The sequence below is a fragment of the Paraglaciecola hydrolytica genome (assembly GCF_001565895.1).
Classification (GTDB): Bacteria; Pseudomonadota; Gammaproteobacteria; order Enterobacterales; family Alteromonadaceae; genus Paraglaciecola; species Paraglaciecola hydrolytica.
This window is the reverse complement of sequence record NZ_LSNE01000002.1, coordinates 16,799-41,298: the sequence shown is the minus strand read 5'-3', so window position 1 is coordinate 41,298 and position 24,500 is coordinate 16,799. Positions and strand designations below refer to the sequence as shown.

The window sequence follows — 24,500 nt, the reverse complement described above, 5'->3', positions numbered from 1 at the left end:
CTCCCACGCCAAAGCGATAGCCTCTGTTTTCCCATCCTTACCTAAGCTCGCTGAAAGTTGATGATTTAACTGAGCAACCCAAATTTGTTGCCGACTTGGTAAAACGGGTCTATTGGGTTTTTCGCTGTCAAAAATAAGGCTTTGCACGTCATTATCTGCAAGATTAATAACTTTGGTATGAGGTTTTGTGTCAGCGCTTAATTTAACACCAATAGACCAACAACTCAGCCAATTTTGCTCAGTTAACGCCAAGGGTAAATTAGCATATTCCAACAATCTTTTTGTTTGAGGCCAAGGAGCTGTGCATATTAAGACATCAAAAAACGTCTCATGCCAATCTTGCGCAATACACACTTGCCAACCCAAACCTTTTTTATGACGTATGTTAGTGACGAGGCTGTTGGGCTGAAAGTGGCTTGATTGCAGCCAATGGCGACAAATCGTATTCATTTTGCCATCAAAAACAAAAGACACACTGTTATTACAGTTGTTTGTTGCAGTGTTTCGAATAATTTCTTGCTCAGTTTCAGGCCAGCGAGACGCTTTACCTTCGACGGCCAATTGCGCCATAAACGCTAAAAAATGCATATCAGTTGCGGGTATCACCGGCATGCCAAGATCAAATTGTCCCCAAGGCATTTGTCTTGTACTCGCTCTGCCACCACTTCCGCGAGATTTTTCAAACACAGTGACCTTATAATTTTCCTGACTTAATTGATGGGCCACTAAACTGCCCGTCAAGCCGGCTCCAATAATGGCAACTGACTGCTTCATTTACTGTGTTTTGTTCGGCAGATGTGTTTGATTATCTATTCCTCGTACATGAGATAGTGGCTTTCCAGCATACCCATTGCTTCATAAGTACGTTGCGCAATAAGGTTTTCTTTTTCGACATAAAGTCTAAAACCACAGATATTACCATTTTGTTTGGCCAGCTCTTTTACTTGTGCGTACAACATTCCATAGATCCCCTGCCGTCTGCACTGCGGTACAATATAGACACTTTGGATCCACCAAAAAACCGCATTACGCCAGTCACTCCATTCGGTGGTTACCATTAAGCTACCAACAACTTGCTTATCCTGCTCGGCGACTAAATAAAAACCTTTATTAGGATCGGCAATTAAAGCGCCTACTCCCTTGTTTAATACATCACTGTCGAGCTTTTTGTTTTCGGTTTCCAGCGCCATGCTTTGATTAAAATCAACTAAGGCAGCTAAATCTTGCAGGTTTGCAATACGAATATTGGTTTGCATAATTCCTCTACATTTTAAATTCAACACTAACGGTACTGCCGTTATGGCTATGTGTCATTGAACGACATAATTCTTTAACTAAGGGTAAACCGCGACCATAGCTTTTTTCAAGATCGAGGGTTTTAGCCAATATAGTTGGATCAAAACCTTTTCCTGAGTCACTCACTTCTATGCTTAACAATCTTTGTAGGGCTTGATATTGAATGCTGATACATACTTTACCACTGTCTAAAGTCGCTAACTTTTGTTGGCGCAGATTAAAATATTCCAAAAACCCTTCTTCGGTCTTTTTTAGCTCTGAATTTAACTCCAGTATGCCATGATCAACAGCGTTGATATAAAGCTCATTTAATACGGTATAGACTTGTGAATGCACCCCATAAAGGCTTAATTGACTAGTTAGCATATTTACGAGTTCAATGATGGGATCACAGGATTTGAGTAGCTGATGATCAAGCTCTAATACTACTTTCACTGGCAACTGTGATGCATGGGCAAAACGGTCAACCTGAGTTAGGGTCTGACAGGTATAAATAACCAAAGTCACATCGTCTTTACGTTCTATACCTCCCGCATACGTCTCCAAGTTACTTAATAAAACAGCAACATCACAGAGGGGATCTTGTTGCAGCCATTGTTCAATACCCGAATCATTTAACATTTTGCCCTGAGCATTTTCAACTTCAACTACACCATCGCTAAAACCAATTAACCTGTCACCATATTCAGCCTCGAAACGTTCCACATCGGCTTCAAATTCTTTAGTTTCAAGAATGCCAAGTGCCATATGCTTAGAACAAAAACGTTTAATTATTTGTCCGTCTTTGTTTTGTAATAACAAATTGGGCATGCCGCCGTTCCACACGTCAATTTGTTTACCGCTGTGATTAATCTCAACCAAAATAGCCGCAAAAAACATTTCATCAGGTAACAACTGCAATAATGTCGCGTTGATAGTCTCGGCCATCTCCATCAGTGACAAACCTTTATTCGACATGGTTTGAAACGCTTTCGCTACGGGTAGCGCTCCAATAGCCGAAGCCAAACCGTGGCCAGTAAAGTCACCTATCAAAAAATATAAACCACCGGTAGGGCTAGCATGGGTTAAAAACATGTCGCCATTAAAATCCCCTGCGGGTTTTAATACAAAATCAATGATGTTTCTCAGTTCAGGATCAACCGTTAGCGCGTTGACAAAGATGTGCTCGACAATTTTGTGTTCACGCTCAACGGCATTGCGATAAAAAGATAGTTGTCTATTTTGCTCAGTGGCTCTTTTACTTAATAAACGGGTACGGGCATGAGCACGGATTTTCGCAGCCAGCAGGGTTTTATCAAAAGGTTTAGTAACAAAATCATCACCCCCAACCTCAAGACAGCGGGCTAAAGAGGCATCGTCATCCACCGCACAGATAAAAATGAGGGGCAAATATATATCACCGGCCATCTGTTTGAGTTTGGGCGCCAAGGCATAACCATCCATGACCGGCATTACCGTATCAAGTAGGATGAGATCAGGTTTTATTCTACTGGCGAGGCTTAGGGCTTCAAAGCCGTTTTCGGCCTCATAACAATCCAGATAGCCCTGCTGTTCAAGGAGGTGCAACAGTAAAAAACGATTAAGGGTATCGTCATCGACCACTAAAATACGCATAGCTAAAGCGTGAACTTAAGAAATTTGAAATTTTTTATCAAAACAGGCTATTAACAAAATCTTTAGGACCTGTGGACGACATTTTTCAATTTTAAAAGAAGAGACTTGTTCACCCAATGTACGATGCATATTAAGCAACATGCCTAGGGCGGAACTGTCCATATATTCGGTTTTTTGTAAATTAATAACAATGCTATCAATTCCATCAACACTATCTGTATAGGCAAAACGAAAATCTTGAACTTTACTGAAATCAAACTTTTGCTCGACAAAAATAGTGAGCTCTTTCCCATCAGTTGAAAATTCTCTGTCTAAACTCATTGATTAATCCAAACACTCTGTCAAAACATCACAATAACATGATTAAATAACACTTTATGCCCTTTGCCTATAAAGTTTCTGGCTTTTTTAATACAATTACCCCGTAACAACTCACACTGTGCAACAAGGTTAAAGATATGAGCAATAGCAGATTGGTATTTAGCACCGAAATAGGCAGAATAAAACCGCAAGAAGAGCTAAAACCTGTCGTTAAAACCGATGGCATAATACGCATCAGGCGTGAAACGAAAGGACGTAATGGTAAAGGTGTCACTACCATTTCAGGTTTTTCTCTCAAGGATATTGAATTAAAAGAACTTTGTACCAAACTCAAAAAACAATGTGGTACGGGTGGTTCAGTTAAAGAGGGAGTGATTGAAATTCAAGGGGATAACCGCGATAAGATCAAAGCAACCTTGGAACAATTAGGCCATACTGTCAAGCTAGCCGGTGGCTAAGATAAGTAATTCTAAATAGGAGTAACAATGCGGCAGTTATCTTTAGCAGACATCAGTATTATTTTAGTAGAGCCATCGGATACCCAACGAAAAATAATTATAAAAAAATTAGCCGACGAAAACGTTCTACATGTTGAGGCGGTAGGAACGGTTGCCGAAGCAGTAATCGCAATTAAAAATAATCCTCCCGACCTGATTGTCAGCGCCATGTATTTTGAAGATGGCACAGGCCAGCACATATTAAAACAAGTCAAAACTAATCCTGATCTGGCTAAAGTACCCTTTATGCTGGTTTCCAGTGAAAATCGTCCACACAAACTGGAAGAATTTAAGCAGTCTGGGGTAGCCGCTATTTTACCTAAGCCTTTTTCAACCCAGAATTTGACCAACGCGCTGTATGCCTCTTTAGATCTGATCAATGCAGACGAAATAGAGCTGGAACTATTTGATGTAGCGGAAGTAAGGGTGCTATTAGTAGACGACAGTAAAATGGCCAGAAACCATATTCGCAGAGTACTTAACAGCCTAGGCTTGCAAAAAATCATGGAAGCTGAAAATGGTGCTGAAGCCTTAACCCTGCTCAAAGATCACATGTTTGATTTAGTTTTTACCGACTACAACATGCCTGAAATGGATGGTCGTGAATTGTCTGAGTTTATTCGTTTTAACCCCGACACTGCGCATATTCCGATTATTATGGTGACGAGTGAGTCGAGTAAAAGCCTGCATATGGCCAATATCCATCAAACTGGGATCAACGCGCTGTGCAACAAACCTTTTGAACTTGCTGAAGTGCGCAAGATGATCATCAATCTATTGGGTCACTAAACGCATCCCCTAGCCCCAAAACTATCGTTGGCAAGTAACAAAAAAGGGCAATACTGCCCTTTTTTAGTGTTTAAATGGGTAACACTAACTATTCACTCCAGGTACGATCGTCATCGGCTTTAAGTAAGAGCTTTTTACTGTCAATCAACGATTGTTTAGAATAATCACCAAACCAAGAGCCTACCTGTAAAAACTGTTCAATAAACTCTGCTTTGTTGTTGGTTTCAACCAAGGCCAATGCTTTTAAAAACTGTTGGTTAAACTTACTCAACAAACTCACACTGCTTTGATTATCAAAAATAATGTCTGCGTAAAGTGCTGGGTCCTGAGCAAACAACCTACCGACCATCGCGAGTTCCAGACGGTAAATCGGAGAGCTTAATGAGAGGAGTTGTTTTAAGTCAGGGTTTTCACTTGCTAAATGGGCACCAAATACAAAACTACAAAAATGTCGCATGGCTTGGATAAACACCATGGCCTCGTCATGTTCTTGAGCATCGACAACTTGCAACATAGCGCCCCAAATACGTATCTGCTGCAACAACCACTCGTATTTACTTTCGTCTCGGCCGTGACACACAACCACCACTTGTTTAACTAAACTTGACACATCAGGACCAAACATGGGATGCAAACCTAGTACGGGGCCTTGATGGACATTTAACATAGCGGCTAAGGGTTTTTGTTTGGTACTGGTGATATCCACCAATACACAATCAGCGGGCAAGTTATTCAACTTAGCGATAATACTTTCAGTAATTTTAATCGGCACTGCCACCAGCACCAGACCAGCATCTTCAAATATTTCTGCCGCATTAGACCAATCTTGTTGACCTAATACCGTCACCGGATAACCACTGCGTTTAAACATATCGACAAAAATACTGCCTAGAGCACCATAACCACCTACCACCACAATCTTTTTAATCTGTGGATTGGTGCATAAGTAATTCACGTTTTGGGTATGATAAGACTCACGCATAATACGGCGTAATAAGTCTTCGACTAATACTGGTGATACACCACGATCTTGTGCTTGTTGACGTCTTTTAGCGATCAACTCAGCTTCACGCTCAGGCACATAAATAGGCAAGCCTACCTGACTTTTATATTGGCCGACTTGGACCGTCAATTTAGCGCGCTGCGCTAATAACTCCACCATTTGACTATCTATCGCGTCAATTTGTATACGGAGTTCGGCTAGCGCACTGGGTGATATCGTCATGTTGCTTCCTTGCTAAAGTGGATTATTCATCTTGTTTAAACGCATGGGCAATACGGTGATCAACTTGTCGCGCATATGGTTAATGGTTTCATCGGTAGTATTCCAGTCAATACAGCCATCAGTAATTGATACACCGTAGGCAAGTTCAGCAGGTGTTTTACCGTCACTAGCTTGGTTACCGTGATTTAAATGGCTTTCAAGCATAATGCCAATAACCGACTGATTACCTTCTAAGATCTGATTCACTACATTTTGTGCCACTAAAGGCTGACGACGAAAATCTTTACTGGAGTTCGCATGACTACAATCCACCACTAAACCAGCACTGAGTTTTGCCTTGACCAACTCGGCTTCACAATCTGCCACACATACAGAATCATAGTTAGGCTGTTTGCCACCACGTAAAATAATATGGCCATCAGGATTACCTTGAGTTTGAATAATACTGACCTGGCCATCGCCGTTTATACCCATAAAACTATGACCCGAGGCAGCTGATTGTAATGCATTGATGGCGATACCTAAGCTACCATCTGTACCATTTTTAAAACCCACTGGCATAGATAGACCACTGGCCATTTCGCGGTGAGTTTGTGATTCTGAAGTACGAGCGCCAATGGCTGACCAGCTAAAAAGCTCAGCTAGATATTGCGGACTAATAGGATCAAGTGCTTCAGTCGCAACGGGTAATTCCAGCTCAGCTAACCAAATCAACAATTCACGTGCCTTACGTAAGCCAGTTTCGATATCAAAGGTACCGTTAATATGAGGATCGTTGATCAATCCTTTCCAGCCAACCGTGGTACGAGGTTTTTCAAAATACACACGCATTACAATATATAAAGTATCTTTACATGACTCATGTAACTCTTTGAGTTTTAAGGCATATTCTTTAGCCGCATCAATATCATGAATTGAGCAAGGTCCACAAATCAATAGAAAACGATGGTCGCGACGATGAATAATATCGCTGATCACTCGTCGCGAAGACTGAATAATTTCTAGTGAATGTTGGCTTACTGGCAATTCCGCTTTAAGTGCTGAAGGAGTTACTAGGATCTGCTCTGAAGTAACGTTTATATTATTTATATTGTCGCGTAACATATTTCACTCTTTACTGAGTCATCAAACTGACTTGGAATTATAGAATAGTTGTATTCAAAATATTGAAAAATGAGTCACTCAAGGCTAGCGTAAAATTAAATTTACACAACTAATTTTATTAAAACCATTGGTGGGGTTGACTTTCTACCAGTACATAATTGCAACCGCAAGTACTTATTACTAATAATGCTGAAATACCTGCTTTACTGTCAAAATTGGCTTAATTTAATACAGCTAACATCTTTATTCTTTCTAAAAAACTATTACTGACGTAAATAGTCTTTAATTAATTGAAATTGTGCTTCGAGTTGTTGTGAGCGTTTTTTATCCCCACCTTTGTCCGGATGATGTCGATGTTGTAGATGCAAATAAGTGGATTTAACCACACTCATTTTGCTATCCATGGGTAGTTCAAAAGCCTTATAAGCCTCAGTTATTTTGCTAAGCACTGCATCATCAATACTCAAATTTTTTTTACCACCCGTCATCGCGTACCAAAACTGACTTAGCAAGGTTTCAACATCTTGCTCAGTGGTAACAGCAAAATTCTGCCAATCTAGATAATAATTTTGCAGTTTATCTACAGCAGCCAAACCGACCCCCTCACTAACATAAGGTAAAAATTTTATATTAGTGGCGAAAATTTGCAGATCGTATTGTTTGGCTCTTAAGCCCTGCGCACGAAGTTGGTATAGACTATGAAACAGTACAAAATGACATTGAAACAAGGTCAAAGTTTCGCTCAGAGCGGTTTTATCAAATACTTCATATGGCGGCTGTTGCAAGATGCCGATCAACTGATATTCACTTAGGCCTTGCGGATGTTCACTGAGAATATCTACCAGATACTTTTCAAGATGAAGATGCTGCACCTCTGCCTCCAGTAGTGTTTAAATATGTCGTATTAATTTGGCTGGTACTCCTCCCACCAAGGTATGTGCAGCAACATCTTTGGTTACCACAGCCCCCGCAGCAATAACCGCATTATCGCCAATAGTGACACCATCTAAAATATTGGCACCCATACCAATCCACACGTTATTGCCAATAGTAATAGGTCTGGCCGTCTCCAAACCTTTTTGCCGCTCAACAGGATCAAGTGGATGAGTGGCGGTGGAGATAAGCACTCCTGGGGCGCACATCACGTTGTCACCAAAAGTGACAGGCGCCGCATCTAAAATCACCAAACCATGATTAGCATAAAAATTACGGCCCAATTTGATGTTGTAACCATAGTCACAATAAAAACTCGGTTCGATCCATGCGCTAACTTTATAGCCGAATAATTCCTGCAGGATCTTACGAGCACCTTTACGATCATCAATATCGTGCTGATTAAAACGCTGGCAGCGCTTTTTAGCCGTGGCTCTTTCTTGTTGCAAGGTTTTATCACTAGGAAAATAAATCTGTCCCAGCAACATTTTTTGTTTTTCCGTCAAACTTGGGTTGTTGCCCATACTCTCATTGCTTCTACTTTCATCGATCAAGCCTTCAGTTTTCAAGACAGACTGGCCAACATATCAAGGGCTAAGGCTTCGGCAACGCGAATTCCGTCGATACCGGCCGACCAGATCCCACCTGCATATCCAGCCCCCTCGCCTGCGGGATACAACCCCTTGGTATTAATGCTCTGATAATCATCCCCCCGTTTAATACATACCGGTGATGATGTGCGGGTTTCTACGCCTGTTAACAATCCATCTTTTTTGGCAAAACCTTTGATTTGTTTATCAAAAGCCGGAATGGCCTCTTGTATGGCTTGAATAACATAGGCAGGTACAACTTTGCTTAAATCGCTCAGGGTAATGCCTGGTGTATAAGAGGGTTTCACGTCACCTAATTCACTACTGGCCTCACCTGCCAAAAAATCACCGATCAACTGAGCCGGCGCGTGATAGTTTTCACCGCCCACCTTAAAAGCCAATTCTTCAAGACTGCGTTGTAAGGCAATGCCCGCTAAAGGATGCCCCGGAAAATCCTGCTCTGGCGTAATGCCTACTACAATGGCGCTATTAGCGTTACGCTCATGGCGTGAATACTGACTCATGCCATTAGTCACCACTCTGCCCTCTTCAGAGGCTGCCGCCACCACCGTACCGCCCGGACACATACAAAAACTATATACTGTGCGGCCATTGTGGCAGTGATGTACCAACTTATAATCTGCCGCGCCTAAAATAGGGTTACCGGCAAAGTCACCAAAACGACAGCTGTCGATCATGGATTGTTCGTGTTCGATTCGAAAACCAATCGAGAAGGGTTTGGCTTCGATATACACCCCTTGCGCATACAAACTCTCAAACGTATCACGAGCACTATGGCCGATGGCCAAAATCGCATGTTTGGTCACAAGATACTCACCAGTAGAAAGGTGCAAGCCCTGTAGTTGTCCGTTTTCAAGTTCAAGCTTTTCAACTCGAGTACTAAAACGAATTTCTCCACCCAGTGCAATGATGGTGGCGCGCATTTTCTCCACCATATTGACCAATTTAAAAGTACCGATATGAGGTTTACTCACATACATGATTTCATCTGGTGCTCCGGCGGCGACAAATTCATGCAAAACTTTACGGCCATAATGTTTACGATCTTTCACCTGACTATAGAGTTTTCCATCCGAAAAGGTGCCCGCGCCTCCTTCACCAAACTGCACGTTAGATTCGGGATTAAGAGGCTGTTTACGCCAAAAACCAAAGGTATCTTTGGTACGCTCACGAACCGCTTTGCCGCGCTCTAATACTATGGGTTTAAAGCCCATTTGCGCCAAAATCAAAGCCGCAAACAAGCCGCAAGGGCCAAGACCAATTACGACGGGCCGTGATGGTAAATTAGCGGGAGCCTGAGCCACAAATTGGTAAGTCATGTCGGGAGCAATTTTGACATGTTGATCATTGGCAAACTTTGCCAGAAGTTGTTCTTGGTTTTTCACCTCAACATCGAGGGTATAAATCAGTTGGATGTCTTTATTGTTGCGTGCGTCATAACCCCGTTTAAACATTGAGAAAGAAAGCACTTGTTCTGCCGAGATAGCCAGCTTAGTTAAAATAGCTAATAGTAATGCTTCTTCAGGATGATTTAGAGGTAATTTAATTTCGGTGAGACGCAGCATAATAATTCCAATCAGTAACTTTAGCCGGACAGCCTATCTGTCAAGGCGAGGATATTTTAAGGTAGTTATGCTTGATAAGGTAGGTAAATTCGTATTTAAGTTTTTAATCGCTTCTTGTGTTTTATGAATGCTTCTTTATGATCCATAAACTTTGTTAACCCCATTTTATCTCAAGATATTTATGACTTTTGTAGTAACTGACAACTGTATCAAATGTAAATACACCGATTGCGTGACGGTATGTCCAGTTGATGCTTTTTTTGAAGGCGATAATTTTTTAGTCATCGACCCAGATATATGCATTGATTGCGCGCTTTGTGTACCTGAATGCCCTGCCGACGCAATATTTCAAGACACTCACCTGAGTGATGAGCAAAAACCTTTTTTACAGATCAATGCGGAATTAAGTAAGGTCTGGCCAAATATCATTGAACTTAAAGCCGCACCTGAAGATGCAGATGAATGGAATGGGGTTAGCAATAAATTGCCGTATTTACAGCCTTAATCAGCATACACCTCTGTTCACATTATTTGAGTGGTTTAATTAAATCCCCACTTAAATGTGCTAGACGTTCTCTTCTGGCATATCTTCATTTTTGATGATGACTTGTTTTTCTCACTCGCTTTTCCATAAGTTGTTTGCGTGCAGCTGACTTAACTAATGTTTGAAATCGCGGGCAATCGAGTTGATTGGTTTTAGGGCAATTGGCAACATGTACAATACCATCGCGCATGGCAGTCAGTTGTTGAATGGTATTAGTTAACTCGTCCGCTTTTTCTAATAATTGTGCACGATCTAATTTGGCTCGCCCATTGGGACTAAACATCATCGCTATTTCGTCAAGACTAAATCCGGCATAACGTCCTAATGAGATAAGCGCTAACTGGTCAATTACACTTAGCGGAAAAATTCGCTTTAAACCTTCTCGACCAATCGATTTAATTAGTGCCCTTTCTTCATAATAACGCAAGGTTGACGCTGGCATGCCCGACAGTTTTGACACTTGAGCAATATCTAACTCATTTTGAGCCTTCATATTTCCTTGACCTCAAGCCGACTTGAAGATTTATGGTACGCGCCATTAATTGCCTTTTCAATTTACATAATGGCCACAAGATGAAAAATGCCGAGACTCAAAAAACCAGCTATTACGGTGTGCTAGCCACCCTTTTACTATCCACATTTATCGCGACACTCGCCATCAGCAGCACCAATATCTTACTACCTGAGCTAGTAGTAAGTCTGCATACCACCTTTTCACATGTGCAATGGGTGACGGTGTCTTACCTGATAACGATGTCTTCTTGTCTGGTAATCAGTGGCAGCTTAAGTGATCTGTTTGGTCAAAGACGGCTATTTATTATTGGCATTGTCATATTTACGAGCAGTGCTGGTTTATGTGGGATAAGCAACAATATTTGGCTACTTTGTACATTCAGAGCCACTCAAGGCATAGGCGCAGCAATTTTAATTACCGTCAATTTAGCCATGATTAGCGACTTTTTTCCTCAACACAAAGTACCAGCCGTGATAGGTTTAGTCGGTAGTATGTCAGCTATTGGCACCGCTTGCGGGCCTATTCTTGGCGGTTTTGCAGCACAATGGATGAGTTGGCAATCGGTATTTCTAATTAACTTGCCAATCGGCCTGATACTTCTACTGTTAGCACTTTACTTTATGTCCCCGCTAAAAACCGTTAGGCAGCTTAAGCAGAAAACTTTTGATTATTGGGGCGCTATCTTTTTAATCTTAACCTTAGTGTGTTTTGCGCTAAGCCTTAAATTTGTTACTGAAGCTTCGTTAATAATCTGTCTGGCACTGCTCAGCTCCACTACCCTGTTTTTGCTCCTGTTTATTCGCACACAAACTTCTGACGGAGTGAAATTGCTCAACTTTTCAGTCTTGCGCGACTGGCGATATTCTAGTGGTTTTGTCGTGAATTTTCTGGTGTCGACAGTAGTAATGACTTCTCTGGTTGTGAGTCCATTTTATTTGACACTAGTATTTAACTTAAGTGTGGCGCAAACAGGCGTGGTTATGACAGCTAGCCCACTTTGCGTCGCTATCACTTCATTTACAGTAAGTCGAATGTTGTCAGCTAGAAATTGCGATAATTTGATTACTACTGGTGTGATATTGTTAATTACAGGTACGATTTGCTTAAGTTTTTTTGATCCTTCCTTTGGCATCGCTGGCTATATTGCTTGCCTTGTCATCACTGCAGTGGGTTACGCTACTTTTACCTCATCTAACAATACACAGATAATGACATTGGCATCAATTACTCAACGCGGGCAAATTTCTGGGTTACTAAACCTATCAAGAAACCTTGGTTTATTAAGCGGAACAACCTTGATGAGTAGTGTTTTTGCCATGACAACCAACATAACTGCGATAAAACCCCATGATACTTTTGTGGTAGAAATTGGACTAAACCGTGTTTATGCATGCGCTACATTGTTGCTTGTCATTGCACTTGCTCTGCGTATATATCCGTATAAAAAAACTAATATTTAACCCTTGACCTCAAGTTGACTTGAACTTCTAAGATGCGCCTACCTAAGCAGTCAGCCATAGACATAATCGGCGACTAATTTAATTCACATCATAAAAGAGGAGTGTAAAAATGCATAAGTCATCACTTGAAAAATTCATCGAGTCTGTACGGCAAAACTGGCAGGGTCTTAATACTAACTCGGTACTAAAATGCCGTAGCTTATTGGTAGACTTAGCCAAGACTTCTGCCGATGAACCCTGGCTTGCACAAATTCATGCACAACGTCCAGCAAGTATCGAATTGTATAGCGATACCGACTGGGGCTTTAAATTACTGGCTCATACCGAACCACAAGGTTTATATCGTGCACCACATGATCATGGCGAAGGTTGGGTACTCTATGCACCGCAGTATGGTGAATTAGAAATAACCACTTATAAACAAATTACCGCCCGTAATGGCCAAACCAATTTGATTGGTCGCGGAGCTGAGATTTTGACAGCAGGTCAATGCAAAGTTTATTTGCCTCGGGATATTCACGACACTAGATGTTTGTCAGATTATCTAGTGCAGTTTCGATTTACCAGTTGTGATTTTAAACTAGAAAAGCAGCAAGGGCGAATGATTGAGTTTGCCTCGACAAGTATCTAAACCTACTTCACGAGTGAAGTTTATAAAGTTAGAGCTTGTTACAACAATGCTATTGGTTTAATAATTTATACAGAAAAAACAAAACCCGCCAAAAGGCGGGTTTTTTTATAAGTTAACGGTAACGCGAAATTAATATTAGTTAAGCTTTTCTTTAATACGTGCAGAACGACCTGAGCGGTCACGCAAGTAATAAAGTTTAGCACGACGAACATCACCACGACGTTTCACTTCAATAGAACTGATTGCCGGGCTGTGTGTTTGGAAAATACGCTCAACACCTTCGCCGTCAGAAATCTTACGAACTGTAAAAGCAGAGTGTAGGCCACGGTTACGTTTAGCGATTACAACGCCTTCGTAAGCCTGAAGACGCTCTTTTTCGCCTTCTTTAACGCGTACTTGCACAACCACTGTGTCACCGGCACCGAATGCAGGAACATCAGTTTTAAGCTGTGCTTCTTCAATTTTCTTGATGATATCTTGACTAACTTTCTTCATCATATCCTCTCATCCTAGATTAACTGTCGTTTTGCTGCAGAACGTCTTGCTGATATTCAGCTAATAGCCGTTGCTGCTCCTCAGTCAGAGCTAGGTCGTTTAATAATTCAGGGCGTCGTTGCCAGGTTCTACCTAACGACTGCTTTAAGCGCCACTGCCTGATTTTGTCGTGATCACCACTTAACAACACCTTGGGAACCAGCTTGCCATCTAAGTTTTCAGGCCGAGTATAATGGGGACAATCCAGCAAACCGTCGCTAAACGAGTCTTGCTGTGCGGATTGTTCATGTCCAAGTACACCTGGCACCAATCGTGTGATAGCGTCCATTAAGATCATCGCTGGTAATTCGCCGCCACTTAACACGTAATCCCCAATTGACCATTCCTCGTCAATTTGGTTTTGGATTACCCGTTCGTCGATACCCTCGTAACGACCAGCGACTAAAATCAGTTTGTCATTTTCAGATAACTGTTTTACACCAGCTTGATCCAGCTTTTTCCCTTGGGGAGAAAGGTAAATCACTTTTGTTTGTTCACCTGCCGCCTGTTTAGCCGCAAGAATGGCGTCAGTTAATGGCTGAACCATCATCAGCATGCCAGGTCCACCACCGTAGGGTCTGTCGTCAACAGTGCGATGTTTGTCTTGAGTAAAATCACGAGGATTAAAACACTCAACTTGCACCTTGCCGTTTTTCACGGACCGCCCTGTTACGCCTTGTTGGGTGAACATCTGTACCATTTCTGGAAACAGCGTAACAATCCCAAACCACCGCAGTGCTACCTGATTTTGGGCCTGCATTAAAATGCGGGATCCCAATCTACCTTGATAGTTTTTGCCTGCCGGTCCACTTGTTTGACAACTAGGTCTAACAAATAAGGAACCATGCGTTCTTTTTGACCAAAAGCGTCATTTAAATTGGCTTTAATCAACATGACGTCGTTAGCACCCGTTTCAAATAACTCTTTTACTACACCCAAGCTATAACCGTTTTCAGTTATCACTTGCATGCCGACTAACTCGCGCCAATAAAAATCGTTGTCTGCCAATTGAGGTAGCTGTTCAGCTTTAATTGAAATTTCCAGATTCTTGATACCTTCGGCATCATCCCGAGTTTCAACCCCAACCAGTTTGGCAACTAAACCCTTATTGTGAGTTCGCCATTGGTCGACGACGTATTCTTTGCCTTCTTGCACTTGACCCAATAGCCAAGGAGTGTAAGCAAATACGCCATCTAGTTCATGGGTATGTGAAGTAATTTTGACCCAACCTTTAACACCGTAAGGTGCACCGATTACGCCAATTACCAATGTGTCAGACGCGTGACTCATTTAACCCTCTGTTCTTGTAATAATAACAACAATTAAGCTGCTAATTTTTGAGCATCTTTTACCAAGCGAGATACGCGTTCAGATAAGCTTGCACCTACCCCAACCCAGTACTCAACACGGCCAAGGTCTAAGCGTAAACGCTCTTCAGAACCTTGTGCAGTAGGATTGAAAAAACCAACTTTTTCAATAAAACGACCATCGCGTGAACGACGACTGTCTGCCACTACCACTTGATAAAATGGACTCTTTTTTGCACCACCACGCTGTAAACGAATAGTAACCATAGTTGCCTCTGACTCGTTGTAGCGTTAACGTTAACTTAGTTTACCTTTAATTACTGACTTTAATGCCAGATAAAAGGCCGCCGTATTGTACGGATTTTGACTATCAATGCAAGTATTAATACCAAGATAATCAAGACGTTTGGACAAATAAAAAAGGCCGTTACTCAAAAAGTAACGGCCTTTTATTTGTTGGTGCGGATGGAGGGACTCGAACCCTCACAAGCTATGCTCACCACCCCCTCAAGATGGCGTGTCTACCAATTCCACCACATCCGCTTAAAAACCTATTTATCCAAACTTTTAGTTTGGAACATCATCTTCTTTTGGCTGTTCAGCGACAGGTGCATCACTTTCAATAGTTGCTTGCACATCTGCTTGGGTTGCTGGCACATCAGAATCAACAGCTTGCTCACCTAATGGCACTTCAATATTTTGCCAATCATCTACTGCTTTTTCTTTGTCAGCTGTTTGGCTGCCTAAAATCAAACTGATCACAAAAAACAGGGTTGCTAGGATAGCTGTAGTGCGTGTTAAAAAGTTGCCTGAGCCTGTAGAGCCAAATACGGTGTTTGAACCTCCGCTACCAAAAGACGCGCCCATATCGGCACCCTTACCTTGTTGGATCAATACAAATCCGATCAACATCAGTGCGACTATGACATAAACAAAAATCAAAATTTCGTAAAACATTTTTTGCCTCTATTGTTTTGCCGCGAGGCAAATACTTAAAAAATCGTCGGGATCTAAACTGGCTCCGCCAATCAAGCCACCGTCAACATCTTGTTGACTAAATAACTCTTTGGCATTGCTGCCTTTTACACTACCGCCATACAAAATCTGAATGTTGGCAGCAACGTGTTTATCCTGTTTAGCCAGATGTTCCCGTATAAACTGGTGAACTTCTTGCGCTTGAGCCGGACTGGCGGTTTTACCCGTACCAATAGCCCATATCGGTTCATAAGCCAACACAATCTTACTGAACTGAGTAATTCCTATTTGTTTTATAACGGCATCAAGCTGAGCCGCTATAAAATCAAAAAGTTTACCACTTTCACGTACACTGTCTGACTCACCAATACATAAAATCGGTGTCAACTTTATCTTAAGTGCTGCTGCTACTTTTAGCGCAACTTCATCGTTACTTTCATTGTTGTCAGCACGACGTTCTGAGTGCCCCACAATGACATAACGACAAGCAAATTCAGTTAACATAAGACCGGAAATTTCTCCGGTATGCGCACCACTTTCAAAGCTACTCATATTCTGAGCACCAAGTGTTACGCCGCTTTTAAACAAACCCAAATAAGGAAAGGGAGGACAAATTACCACATCAAGATGAGCTAAATCTGCTTGTTCCAACTGATTTTGCATCAGGTCAACTAACGGCTTATTGCCATTCATTTTCCAATTACCTGCGACAATTGGACGACGAGTGGGTGCTGGCACTTTGACTCCTTTGGGCACTTATAAAAAAGCGCGCGAGATATTAACTAACGGAACCTAAATATACAAGTATCAAGGTCACTATTTAAGTGAGTAACGGTTTATTCGGTTACTTTACGTACAGCATCGGCAATATGTTCGGCCCATTTACTGGATGCCAAGGCATCATGGGCTTCTACCATAACCCTAATCAAAGGTTCCGTTCCACTTTTGCGTAACAAAACCCGACCTTTATCAGCTAAGTTTTGTTCCGCATCAACTACCGATTGTTGTACGGCTGCATCCGCTAAAGGATCCTGACCGTCATTAAATCGTACGTTGATCAGCGTCTGGGGATATTTTTCCATACCGCGTGCCAGTTCATGCAAAGTCATATTGGCACGTAACATAGCCGTTAGTACTTGTAAGCCAGCAATAATGCCGTCACCGGTTGACGCTGCCGCTAGGTTTAATACATGGCCTGAACTTTCGCCACCGATAGACCAGCCTTTTTGCTGCAACAACTCCATCACGTATCTGTCACCCACTTTGCTGCGCACAAATGGTACACCTAAAGCAGATAGAGCGACTTCTAAACCGAGATTACTCATCACAGTGCCAACCACACCACCTTTAAGCTGGCCTGACTTTAATACATCACGAGCAATAATATAAACAATCTGGTCGCCATCAATAACATTGCCTTTGTGATCCACTAACATCAGGCGATCACCGTCACCGTCGAGGGCAAAACCAAGGTCAGCTTTATTTTCGATCACGCTATCGGTGACAGCCTTCATCGACGTTGCACCAACCTTACGGTTGATATTTAGCCCATTAGGCTCGGTGCCAATTTCAATAACCTCAGCACCCAGTTCAAGTAATACATTAGGTGCAATGTGATAAGTCGCGCCATGGGCACAATCCACTACAATTTTTAATCCCTTTAAGGATAAGTCTGAGGGAAAGTTACCCTTACAAAATTCAATGTAACGACCTGCGGCATCATTTATGCGATTCGCTTTACCCAGCTTATCAGAAGCAACACATTCCATGGGTTTATCCATTTGTGCTTCAATCGCCAATTCAATATCGTCGTCTAATTTCATGCCATCGGCTGAGAAAAATTTAATGCCGTTATCATAAAAAGGGTTATGTGAAGCGCTGATCACAATGCCTGCTTCACAACGAAAAGTTTTGGTTAGATAAGCAATAGCAGGGGTGGGCATCGGCCCAAGTAAACCAATACTGATACCGGCAGCAGATAAGCCTGCTTCGAGTGCGGATTCAAGCATATACCCAGAAATACGTGTATCTTTACCGATCAATACTTTATTGGTGCCATGCCCAGCTAATACCTTGCCAGCAGCCCAACCGAGTTTCATCACAAACTCAGGGTTAATCAGGCTTTCGCCAACTTTTCCGCGAATACCATCGGTACCGAAATATTTTCTATCGCTCATTTCTTGTTGTCCTTATAAGCGTTCATCATAGTTAACACTTTGAGTGCATCAACCGTTTCTTGCACGTCATGCACTCGAATAATTTTTGCGCCTTGCTGGGCAGCCAACATAGCTGCACTGATACTACCAGCAAGTCGTTCATCAACACTTCTGTTTAACAACAAACCAATCATAGATTTACGTGACATGCCAGCTAAGATAACAACATCAAGGGCTAAAAACCGCTCAAGACTAGCCAGTAATTGGTAGTTATGGATTAAGGATTTACCAAAACCAAACCCGGGATCAATAATGATGTTTTGTTGTTTAATGCCAGCTTGTATACAAACAGCGATACGCTGCAATAAAAACTGATACACCTCGGCAACAACATCTTGGTATTCAGGCGCCGTCTGCATAGTACGTGGCTTGCCCTGCATATGCATTAAACAAACCGGAACCTGAGCGGCAGAAGCTGCACTTAACGCTCCGTCTTCTTGCAAAGCACAGACATCATTTATTAGCCCAGCACCTGCTATGACGGCTTCCTGCATAACCAATGCTTTACTGGTATCTACCGAAATCACCACATCAAAACGTTGTTTAATCGCATCAATAACGGGGATAACTCGGTCGAGTTCTTGCTGTGTACTGACAGCCTGCGCACCTGGGCGGGTAGATTCGCCACCTATGTCAATAAAGCTCGCACCACCATCAACCATACGCTGCACTTGAACGAGCGCTGCATCAAGTTGCCTATAGGCACCGCCATCAGAGAAAGAATCAGGTGTGACATTCAGTATGCCCATGACTTTGGGCTCAGATAAATCTACAAATTTATCTTTGAACTGCATCGGCTAGAGTATTTCCTACTGTGGTTAATCATGAATAAGTTGAGTTTAAACTATAAAAAAACGCTTTGATGGAACCATCAAAGCGTTTAGCTTAAGCTTACCTAGAATCAGCTAGTTGCGTCACCTGGTTTACCCACAGTGGGCTTAACATCCGCTTTTTTCTCGGTATCTGTAACAGTGGCACCACCGGTTGGTTTGTTGCCATTATCTTTGCTGTCTTTTTCCCAATCGGCTGGCGGACGCACTTCACGTCTAGCCATCAAATCTTCTATTTGTAAGGCGTCAATGGTTTCATATTTCATTAAACAATCTTTCATTGATTCAAGTATGTCGCGATTTTCCGTTAAGATTTTTTCAGCACGTTCATAGTTGCGATCAATTAGTACTTTTATTTCTGCATCGATAGCACGAGCAGTGTCATCCGACATATTTTTAGCTTTAGACATACTGCGACCAAGGAATACTTCGCCTTCTTCTTCAGCATATAACATAGGCCCCATCTTGCTCGACAAACCCCATTGGGTCACCATTTTACGGGCAATTTCTGTTGCTCTTTCAATATCGTTCGATGCACCCGTGGTCACGCCTTCTTCACCTAAGGTCATGGCTTCAGCAATACGACCACCGTACAGACTTGAAATCATGCTCTCTAAGTGACGTTTGCTATGGCTATATCTGTCTTGCTCTGGCAAATACATCGTCACACCGAGGGCTCTGCCACGTGGAATAATCGATACTTTATATACAGGATCATGTTCAGGTACCAATTTACCGACAATGGCATGCCCTGCTTCGTGATAAGCCGTATTAGTTTTTTCTTCTTCAGACATCACCATGTTTTTACGCTCAGAGCCCATCATGATTTTGTCTTTAGCTTTATCAAACTCTTCCATCGAGACAACACGTTTACCGGTACGCGCAGCAAACAAGGCAGCTTCATTAACTAAGTTGGCTAAATCAGCACCAGAAAAACCAGGGGTACCACGAGCAATAAGTGCTGGTTCGACATTATCACCCAGCGGCACTTTACGAATATGCACTTTTAAAATTTGCTCACGACCACGAATGTCAGGTAAACCCACAATCACTTGACGATCAAAACGACCTGGACGTAATAAAGCTGGGTCTAATACATCAGGACGGTTAGTTGCTGCGATCACGATAATACCTTCATGACCTTCAAAACCATCCATCTCAACTAACATCTGGTTTAAGGTTTGCTCACGTTCATCATGACCACCACCTAAACCGGCACCACGTTGGCGACCAACGGCATCGATTTCGTCGATAAAGATAATACAAGGAGCAGATTTTTTAGCTTGGTCGAACATATCACGTACTCGTGATGCGCCCACACCTACAAACATTTCAACAAAGTCAGAACCTGAAATAGTAAAAAACGGTACTTTAGCTTCACCAGCAATGGCTTTAGCTAATAGGGTTTTACCTGTACCAGGAGGACCAACCATCAACACACCTTTAGGAATTTTACCGCCTAATTTTTGGAATTTGCTGGGGTCACGTAAAAAGTCTACTAATTCAGACACATCTTCTTTGGCTTCATCACAACCTGCCACATCGGCAAAGGTGGTTTTGATTTGATCTTCGCCTAATAAGCGCGCTTTACTTTTGCCAAATGACATGGCTCCACGGCCACCACCACCCTGCATTTGACGCATGAAAAAGATCCACACACCAATCAGTAAAATCATCGGGAACCATGAAATAAAGATCGTCGTTAAAATTGAAGATTCTTCTGGTGGCTTGCCAAAAACAGCTACGTTGTTTTCAACTAAATCATCCATCAACCTCATATCCAAATAAGGGATATAAGTAACAAACTCTTCGCCGTTACGTTTAATACCGCTGATCTCACCAGTATCTTTATCTATAGTAGCGCGGTTAACATTGCCCGATTTCACGTCAGTTAAGAACCGTGTGTAATCAGTCTGCACTCTGGTTGATTCTTTTCCGGAGAAATTTTGGAATACCGACATCAGTACTACCGCAATTACCAACCACAAAATTAAATTTTTTGCCATGTCGCTCAAGTTAATTAACCTCTATTGTTTCAATTCGACCGTACCTGTAGTCAGACGGGCAGGTTACTATAATTTATAGCCAGTCGCTACCAGATAAACTTCTCTGGAGCGCGCTCGCGAAGACTCAGGCTTACGAGTCTTGACGGTAACAAAGGCTTGTTTAACGATTTTAAAATACTCATCAAAACCTTCACCCATAAATACTTTAACGATAAAACTGCCCTTAGGTTTTAGTACCTGATGGCACATATCTAAGGCTAACTCGACTAAATACATGGATTTAGCCTGATCTACCGCATCATTACCACTCATATTCGGTGCCATGTCCGACATCACCACGTCGACATTTTTACCACCGATTTTTTTCATTAACGCATTTAGAACCGCTTCTTCTCGAAAATCACCCTGTAAAAAATCCACTCCTGCAAGGGAATCCATCGGTAATATGTCACAGGCCACTACAACTCCATCATCCCCCACCAAGTTAACCGCGTACTGCGACCAACCGCCTGGCGCGGCCCCTAAATCAACTACCGTCATGCCATTACGGATCAAGTTGTCTTTTTGATGAATTTCTTCAATCTTAAAAACCGCTCGTGAACGCAAACCTTGTTTTTGCGCTTGTTGCACATATTTGTCAGCAAAATGTTCTTGCATCCAGCGTTGACTGCTTGCCGATTGTTTTTTCTTGGTCATTGAATAACGTTGAGATTAGGAATAAGCGAGTTATGGCGTTAGAATAGCGTTTTTCAACCATTCATATTGAATAAATTTGTAAGAAATATTACGCCATGACCTTAACAAACAAACAAAAACAATTTTTAAAGGGCTTAGCCCACCCATTAAAACCCGTCGTACAACTAGGCCAACACGGTTTAACCGAAGGTGTATTAGCTGAGATTGATAATGCTTTAAATCATCACGAACTGATTAAAGTGCGTGTTACCAGCGAAGACCGTGAAGAAAAAGCGTTGATAGTTGATGCGATAGTACGTGAAACTAAAGCCATCAAACTGCAGGTTATTGGGCATGTATTAACCCTGTATAAACAAACTGAAGAACGTAAAATCGAGCTTCCTAAAAAATAACCAATGAATGGCCATAAAAAAGGATGAACATGTCATCCTTTTTTTTATGTCTTTTTATTTTAACCTATCCTCAAAATCATGGGAATTGCACGGCGGCGGCAAATCAGTGAGCTCCCATAACCTTAGCTGTACTAAGCAATTTACAACTCATGGCGAATGAGTACAGCCAACAAACGTGCAGTTTCAAGGATGAATAAATCTTAGTGGTGGTGACCACCTTCACCGTGAGCATGACCATGGTCGATTTCTTCTTTAGATGCTTCGCGTACGTTAACAACGTCTAATTCAAAGGCCAAAGTTTGACCGGCCAATGGATGGTTAATATCCACAGTGGCCATAAATTTACCGACTTTTAAGATAGTAACCTGACGCTGACCATGCTCAGTATTAACCAAGGCTGTCATACCGGCTTTCCACTTATCGGCGCCCATTAAGTGTTTGATTGATACACGCTGTTCGTTGTCTTCCAGTTTTTCGCCAAAGGTTTCACTGGCAGTTAGCTCAACCGCTACTTTATCGCCAGCTTGTTTACCTTCCAGTGATTTTTCAATACCTGGCATCATGCCACTGTGGCCATGCAGATAAGCTACAGGCGCGTTATCACCACTGCTTTCTACTTCGTTACCGGCTAAGTCTTTGATGACATATTTAAACTGTACAACGCTATTTTGAGTGATTTTCATAGTTATTTTCTATGTTGAAATTTAAAGCGCGCAATCTTAGCAGATTTAAGCGCCAAAGTAGTATGCCAGCAGTGTTAAATTACTCTACTCAGCACAAAATTAGGATTATTCGTCATCGCCGCCCCCCACGATATTGGCGATATTTAACAAACTACTTACCGCCATATAATTAATCGACCCTTTAGGATAACGGCCTTTGCTATTAAGCTTACCAACATCTTTATTCATCAATATTTCTAAGGCTTGTTCAACGGTTTCCACGACGTAAATATGGAACTTACCATTTTTAACCGCAGCCAATACTTCTTTATCTAACATCAAGTTAACTTGGTTAGATTTAGGGATGATCACACCCTGATTACCCGTTAATTCTCGATGTTGGCATAGCCGGAAAAAGCCCTCGATTTTTTCGTTTACGCCGCCCACCGATTGCACCTGACCATATTGGTTAATCGAGCCAGTTATGGCTAAATCTTGACGGCAAGGGATTTTAGTTAAAGCCGAGATCAGCGCTATCAACTCAGCTAACGAGGCACTGTCACCATCGATATGCCCATAAGATTGTTCGATGGCGATATTGGCCGATAAGGTTAATGGGAAGAGCTGAGCATATTTATGCCCAAGATACCCCGTTAACAACAACACCCCTTTAGAGTGGATAGGTTGCCCGAGCTCAACTTCGCGCTCGATATCCACTACCCCACTGGCACCTGCATAAACGGTAGAAGTAATCCTTGCTGGTGTACCAAACATACAGTCGCCCACTTCAAGTACGGTAAGGCCGTTAACTTTGCCTACATCAACCCCATCAGTGGCAATCAGGATTTGCCCTTGTTTAATGTCGTCTAATACCGCTTCGCTGACTCTGCCAGTACGATGCGTTTTAGCCGCGAGTGCCGTTTCAATATGTACCACATCTAATAATGTGGTTGAGGCTTTACGGCAAAAATAAGCAGCTTCATGCAGTAGCTCTATCACCTCTGAAAAACGCGCAGATAAACGTTGCTGATGCTCGGCCAAACGTAAGCTGAATTCAACCAAACGGTACATGGCTTTGGCCGAAATTTCAGTTAAACCTAGGGTAGTTACCTGACTACGCACTCGCCCGACAAAATCAAACAAGGTTTGTTTATCTAAAGGGATCTCATGATCAAAATCCACCAATACTCTGAATAACTCATAAAACTCGTCATCGTATTCTTGCAAGGTGTAATACAAGTCGCGCGAGCCGAGTAATATCACTTTGACGTTAATCGGGATCTGCTGGGGATTAAGGGTAATGGAGTTAACCATGCCAATATCGTGTTGGGGAATTTCCATTTTCAACATGCCGGATTTAAGCACCAGCTTGAGAGTTTCCCACGCAAAAGGTTGCTCAATGAGTTTATCAACATCTAGCAATAAATAACCGCCGTTGGCCTTATGCAAGGCTCCTGGGCGGATCATACGATAATTGGTGTAAACCGAGCCTTGCACATTGGTATATTCTACTCGGCCAAATAAATTTTGATGGCTGGGATTCGGTTCATAGATAACTGGCGCGCCACTGTTTATCGAATGCGACACTAAAATATTGGGTAAATATTGCTCTTCAAGCACACTGCGTTTATCAAAATCTTCGCCCCTATCCTCGCCTTTTTCGTCCTTTTTTTCCTCAGCGAGTAACTCAACAATAGTTTCAACTAAATGGGGTTTGAGCTGGCGTAAAAATTTTAAAATGGCCAGATCAGCGGCGTATTGATGTTCCAGTTTTTTTA

General features: G+C 42.1%; 28 protein-coding genes and 1 tRNA gene. 6 read left to right on the top strand and 23 right to left on the bottom strand.

What is annotated here, in order from left to right; genetic code table 11:
- The 4 genes from AX660_RS01070 to AX660_RS01055 all read right to left on the bottom strand — a co-directional run.
- Positions 1-774: FAD-dependent oxidoreductase (locus AX660_RS01070; RefSeq protein WP_068371256.1), on the bottom strand; the 774-nt coding region annotated here is incomplete at its 3' end.
- 35 nt (positions 775-809) lie between these two features.
- Entirely contained in the window at positions 810-1,256 is a 447-nt protein-coding gene (locus AX660_RS01065; RefSeq protein ID WP_068371253.1) for a GNAT family N-acetyltransferase, read from the bottom strand.
- A 7-nt stretch (positions 1,257-1,263) separates the two neighbouring features.
- Positions 1,264-2,910 (bottom strand): ATP-binding SpoIIE family protein phosphatase, encoded by a 1,647-nt coding sequence (locus AX660_RS01060; protein WP_068371250.1) that lies wholly within the window; start codon positions 2,908-2,910, stop codon positions 1,264-1,266.
- Positions 2,911-2,925: 15 nt separating this feature from the next.
- The gene (locus tag AX660_RS01055; RefSeq protein WP_068371247.1) at positions 2,926-3,231 is read right to left on the bottom strand and encodes an STAS domain-containing protein; all 306 of its coding nucleotides are present in this window, start codon (positions 3,229-3,231) and stop codon (positions 2,926-2,928) included.
- A gap of 137 nt (positions 3,232-3,368) precedes the next feature.
- Between AX660_RS01055 and yciH the strand changes: the two genes are divergently transcribed.
- Together yciH and AX660_RS01045 are read left to right on the top strand one after the other, a co-directional pair.
- Positions 3,369-3,689 (top strand): stress response translation initiation inhibitor YciH, encoded by a 321-nt coding sequence (yciH, locus tag AX660_RS01050; protein ID WP_068371244.1) that lies wholly within the window; start codon positions 3,369-3,371, stop codon positions 3,687-3,689.
- Between the two features lie 27 nt (positions 3,690-3,716).
- Positions 3,717-4,517, top strand: coding sequence for a response regulator (locus tag AX660_RS01045; RefSeq protein ID WP_068371241.1), 801 nt, complete (start codon positions 3,717-3,719; stop codon positions 4,515-4,517).
- A gap of 88 nt (positions 4,518-4,605) precedes the next feature.
- Here AX660_RS01045 and tyrA read toward each other — a convergent pair whose 3' ends face one another.
- The 5 genes from tyrA to AX660_RS01020 all read right to left on the bottom strand — a co-directional run bounded on the left by tyrA (position 4,606) and on the right by AX660_RS01020 (position 9,955).
- Positions 4,606-5,742, bottom strand: coding sequence for a bifunctional chorismate mutase/prephenate dehydrogenase (gene tyrA, locus AX660_RS01040; RefSeq protein ID WP_068371238.1), 1,137 nt, complete (start codon positions 5,740-5,742; stop codon positions 4,606-4,608).
- A 12-nt stretch (positions 5,743-5,754) separates the two neighbouring features.
- Positions 5,755-6,846: a 3-deoxy-7-phosphoheptulonate synthase gene (locus tag AX660_RS01035; RefSeq protein ID WP_068371236.1), complete on the bottom strand. Its 1,092-nt coding sequence runs from the start codon at positions 6,844-6,846 to the stop codon at positions 5,755-5,757.
- Between the two features lie 263 nt (positions 6,847-7,109).
- Complete coding sequence (locus AX660_RS01030) at positions 7,110-7,718, bottom strand: DNA-J related domain-containing protein (protein ID WP_068371232.1); 609 nt, start codon at positions 7,716-7,718, stop codon at positions 7,110-7,112.
- A gap of 18 nt (positions 7,719-7,736) precedes the next feature.
- Positions 7,737-8,303, bottom strand: a complete 567-nt coding sequence (locus tag AX660_RS01025; protein ID WP_068372007.1) for a sugar O-acetyltransferase — start codon at positions 8,301-8,303, stop codon at positions 7,737-7,739.
- 41 nt (positions 8,304-8,344) lie between these two features.
- Entirely contained in the window at positions 8,345-9,955 is a 1,611-nt protein-coding gene (locus AX660_RS01020; protein WP_068371229.1) for an NAD(P)/FAD-dependent oxidoreductase, read from the bottom strand.
- Positions 9,956-10,136: 181 nt separating this feature from the next.
- Between AX660_RS01020 and fdxA the strand changes: the two genes are divergently transcribed.
- Complete coding sequence (gene fdxA / locus AX660_RS01015; RefSeq protein ID WP_068371226.1) at positions 10,137-10,460, top strand: ferredoxin FdxA; 324 nt, start codon at positions 10,137-10,139, stop codon at positions 10,458-10,460.
- Between the two features lie 85 nt (positions 10,461-10,545).
- Here the strand turns inward: fdxA and AX660_RS01010 are convergent, their stop codons facing one another.
- Positions 10,546-10,992, bottom strand: coding sequence for a helix-turn-helix domain-containing protein (locus tag AX660_RS01010; protein ID WP_068371223.1), 447 nt, complete (start codon positions 10,990-10,992; stop codon positions 10,546-10,548).
- 80 nt (positions 10,993-11,072) lie between these two features.
- On the opposite strand from AX660_RS01010, the gene AX660_RS01005 reads away from it, so the two are divergent.
- Entirely contained in the window at positions 11,073-12,473 is a 1,401-nt protein-coding gene (locus AX660_RS01005) for an MFS transporter (protein ID WP_068371220.1), read from the top strand.
- Between the two features lie 109 nt (positions 12,474-12,582).
- The gene (locus tag AX660_RS01000; protein ID WP_068371218.1) at positions 12,583-13,104 is read left to right on the top strand and encodes a hypothetical protein; all 522 of its coding nucleotides are present in this window, start codon (positions 12,583-12,585) and stop codon (positions 13,102-13,104) included.
- A 135-nt stretch (positions 13,105-13,239) separates the two neighbouring features.
- Here AX660_RS01000 and rplS read toward each other — a convergent pair whose 3' ends face one another.
- From rplS to rlmE, 11 genes are all read right to left on the bottom strand, one after another.
- Positions 13,240-13,599: a 50S ribosomal protein L19 gene (gene rplS, locus AX660_RS00995; RefSeq protein WP_068371215.1), complete on the bottom strand. Its 360-nt coding sequence runs from the start codon at positions 13,597-13,599 to the stop codon at positions 13,240-13,242.
- Between the two features lie 19 nt (positions 13,600-13,618).
- Entirely contained in the window at positions 13,619-14,398 is a 780-nt protein-coding gene (gene trmD, locus AX660_RS00990; RefSeq protein WP_068371210.1) for a tRNA (guanosine(37)-N1)-methyltransferase TrmD, read from the bottom strand.
- A complete protein-coding gene (gene rimM / locus AX660_RS00985; protein WP_068371207.1) occupies positions 14,398-14,928 on the bottom strand; it encodes a ribosome maturation factor RimM in 531 nt (176 codons plus the stop codon). The genes trmD and rimM overlap by 1 nt, the downstream gene beginning before the upstream one ends.
- A 32-nt stretch (positions 14,929-14,960) precedes the next feature.
- Positions 14,961-15,212: a 30S ribosomal protein S16 gene (gene rpsP, locus AX660_RS00980; protein WP_068371203.1), complete on the bottom strand. Its 252-nt coding sequence runs from the start codon at positions 15,210-15,212 to the stop codon at positions 14,961-14,963.
- A 190-nt stretch (positions 15,213-15,402) separates the two neighbouring features.
- Positions 15,403-15,488 (bottom strand) — tRNA-Leu (locus AX660_RS00975).
- 24 nt (positions 15,489-15,512) lie between these two features.
- Positions 15,513-15,902, bottom strand: coding sequence for a preprotein translocase subunit SecG (secG, locus tag AX660_RS00970; RefSeq protein ID WP_068371200.1), 390 nt, complete (start codon positions 15,900-15,902; stop codon positions 15,513-15,515).
- A 9-nt stretch (positions 15,903-15,911) separates the two neighbouring features.
- Complete coding sequence (gene tpiA / locus AX660_RS00965) at positions 15,912-16,658, bottom strand: triose-phosphate isomerase (protein ID WP_082768683.1); 747 nt, start codon at positions 16,656-16,658, stop codon at positions 15,912-15,914.
- Positions 16,659-16,756: 98 nt separating this feature from the next.
- On the bottom strand, positions 16,757-18,097 hold the full coding sequence (gene glmM, locus AX660_RS00960) for a phosphoglucosamine mutase (RefSeq protein WP_068371197.1): 1,341 nt from the start codon (positions 18,095-18,097) through the stop codon (positions 16,757-16,759).
- Positions 18,094-18,930 (bottom strand): dihydropteroate synthase, encoded by an 837-nt coding sequence (gene folP, locus AX660_RS00955; protein WP_068371194.1) that lies wholly within the window; start codon positions 18,928-18,930, stop codon positions 18,094-18,096. The genes glmM and folP overlap by 4 nt, the downstream gene beginning before the upstream one ends.
- A gap of 107 nt (positions 18,931-19,037) precedes the next feature.
- Positions 19,038-20,981: an ATP-dependent zinc metalloprotease FtsH gene (ftsH, locus tag AX660_RS00950; protein WP_068371191.1), complete on the bottom strand. Its 1,944-nt coding sequence runs from the start codon at positions 20,979-20,981 to the stop codon at positions 19,038-19,040.
- Positions 20,982-21,038: 57 nt separating this feature from the next.
- Positions 21,039-21,668, bottom strand: a complete 630-nt coding sequence (gene rlmE / locus AX660_RS00945) for a 23S rRNA (uridine(2552)-2'-O)-methyltransferase RlmE (RefSeq protein ID WP_068371188.1) — start codon at positions 21,666-21,668, stop codon at positions 21,039-21,041.
- 95 nt (positions 21,669-21,763) lie between these two features.
- Between rlmE and yhbY the strand changes: the two genes are divergently transcribed.
- Positions 21,764-22,060 carry a ribosome assembly RNA-binding protein YhbY gene (gene yhbY / locus AX660_RS00940; protein ID WP_068371185.1) on the top strand — a complete coding sequence of 99 codons (297 nt, stop codon included), beginning with the start codon at positions 21,764-21,766 and terminating at the stop codon, positions 22,058-22,060.
- Positions 22,061-22,260: 200 nt separating this feature from the next.
- Here yhbY and AX660_RS00935 read toward each other — a convergent pair whose 3' ends face one another.
- Positions 22,261-22,743: an FKBP-type peptidyl-prolyl cis-trans isomerase gene (locus AX660_RS00935; protein WP_068371181.1), complete on the bottom strand. Its 483-nt coding sequence runs from the start codon at positions 22,741-22,743 to the stop codon at positions 22,261-22,263.
- A 105-nt stretch (positions 22,744-22,848) separates the two neighbouring features.
- Positions 22,849-24,500: Lon protease family protein (locus tag AX660_RS00930; RefSeq protein ID WP_068371179.1), on the bottom strand; the 1,652-nt coding region annotated here is incomplete at its 5' end.

What these genes read in the sequence shown, in the direction of transcription:
- AX660_RS01035 (WP_068371236.1), bottom strand. Translation starts at nt 6,846, where the DNA reads ATGTTACGCGACAATATAAATAATATAAACGTTACTTCAGAGCAGATC.
- folP (WP_068371194.1), bottom strand. Translation starts at nt 18,930, where the DNA reads ATGCAGTTCAAAGATAAATTTGTAGATTTATCTGAGCCCAAAGTCATG.
- AX660_RS01045 (WP_068371241.1), top strand. Translation starts at nt 3,717, where the DNA reads ATGCGGCAGTTATCTTTAGCAGACATCAGTATTATTTTAGTAGAGCCA.
- AX660_RS01020 (WP_068371229.1), bottom strand. Translation starts at nt 9,955, where the DNA reads ATGCTGCGTCTCACCGAAATTAAATTACCTCTAAATCATCCTGAAGAA.
- rimM (WP_068371207.1), bottom strand. Translation starts at nt 14,928, where the DNA reads ATGAGTCACGCGTCTGACACATTGGTAATTGGCGTAATCGGTGCACCT.
- tyrA (WP_068371238.1), bottom strand. Translation starts at nt 5,742, where the DNA reads ATGACGATATCACCCAGTGCGCTAGCCGAACTCCGTATACAAATTGAC.
- trmD (WP_068371210.1), bottom strand. Translation starts at nt 14,398, where the DNA reads ATGCAGGCCCAAAATCAGGTAGCACTGCGGTGGTTTGGGATTGTTACG.
- AX660_RS01055 (WP_068371247.1), bottom strand. Translation starts at nt 3,231, where the DNA reads ATGAGTTTAGACAGAGAATTTTCAACTGATGGGAAAGAGCTCACTATT.
- secG (WP_068371200.1), bottom strand. Translation starts at nt 15,902, where the DNA reads ATGTTTTACGAAATTTTGATTTTTGTTTATGTCATAGTCGCACTGATG.
- rplS (WP_068371215.1), bottom strand. Translation starts at nt 13,599, where the DNA reads ATGAAGAAAGTTAGTCAAGATATCATCAAGAAAATTGAAGAAGCACAG.
- AX660_RS00935 (WP_068371181.1), bottom strand. Translation starts at nt 22,743, where the DNA reads ATGAAAATCACTCAAAATAGCGTTGTACAGTTTAAATATGTCATCAAA.
- rpsP (WP_068371203.1), bottom strand. Translation starts at nt 15,212, where the DNA reads ATGGTTACTATTCGTTTACAGCGTGGTGGTGCAAAAAAGAGTCCATTT.
- fdxA (WP_068371226.1), top strand. Translation starts at nt 10,137, where the DNA reads ATGACTTTTGTAGTAACTGACAACTGTATCAAATGTAAATACACCGAT.
- yciH (WP_068371244.1), top strand. Translation starts at nt 3,369, where the DNA reads ATGAGCAATAGCAGATTGGTATTTAGCACCGAAATAGGCAGAATAAAA.
- AX660_RS01025 (WP_068372007.1), bottom strand. Translation starts at nt 8,303, where the DNA reads ATGGGCAACAACCCAAGTTTGACGGAAAAACAAAAAATGTTGCTGGGA.
- rlmE (WP_068371188.1), bottom strand. Translation starts at nt 21,668, where the DNA reads ATGACCAAGAAAAAACAATCGGCAAGCAGTCAACGCTGGATGCAAGAA.
- AX660_RS01005 (WP_068371220.1), top strand. Translation starts at nt 11,073, where the DNA reads ATGAAAAATGCCGAGACTCAAAAAACCAGCTATTACGGTGTGCTAGCC.
- AX660_RS01065 (WP_068371253.1), bottom strand. Translation starts at nt 1,256, where the DNA reads ATGCAAACCAATATTCGTATTGCAAACCTGCAAGATTTAGCTGCCTTA.
- AX660_RS01000 (WP_068371218.1), top strand. Translation starts at nt 12,583, where the DNA reads ATGCATAAGTCATCACTTGAAAAATTCATCGAGTCTGTACGGCAAAAC.
- AX660_RS01060 (WP_068371250.1), bottom strand. Translation starts at nt 2,910, where the DNA reads ATGCGTATTTTAGTGGTCGATGACGATACCCTTAATCGTTTTTTACTG.
- AX660_RS01010 (WP_068371223.1), bottom strand. Translation starts at nt 10,992, where the DNA reads ATGAAGGCTCAAAATGAGTTAGATATTGCTCAAGTGTCAAAACTGTCG.
- glmM (WP_068371197.1), bottom strand. Translation starts at nt 18,097, where the DNA reads ATGAGCGATAGAAAATATTTCGGTACCGATGGTATTCGCGGAAAAGTT.
- yhbY (WP_068371185.1), top strand. Translation starts at nt 21,764, where the DNA reads ATGACCTTAACAAACAAACAAAAACAATTTTTAAAGGGCTTAGCCCAC.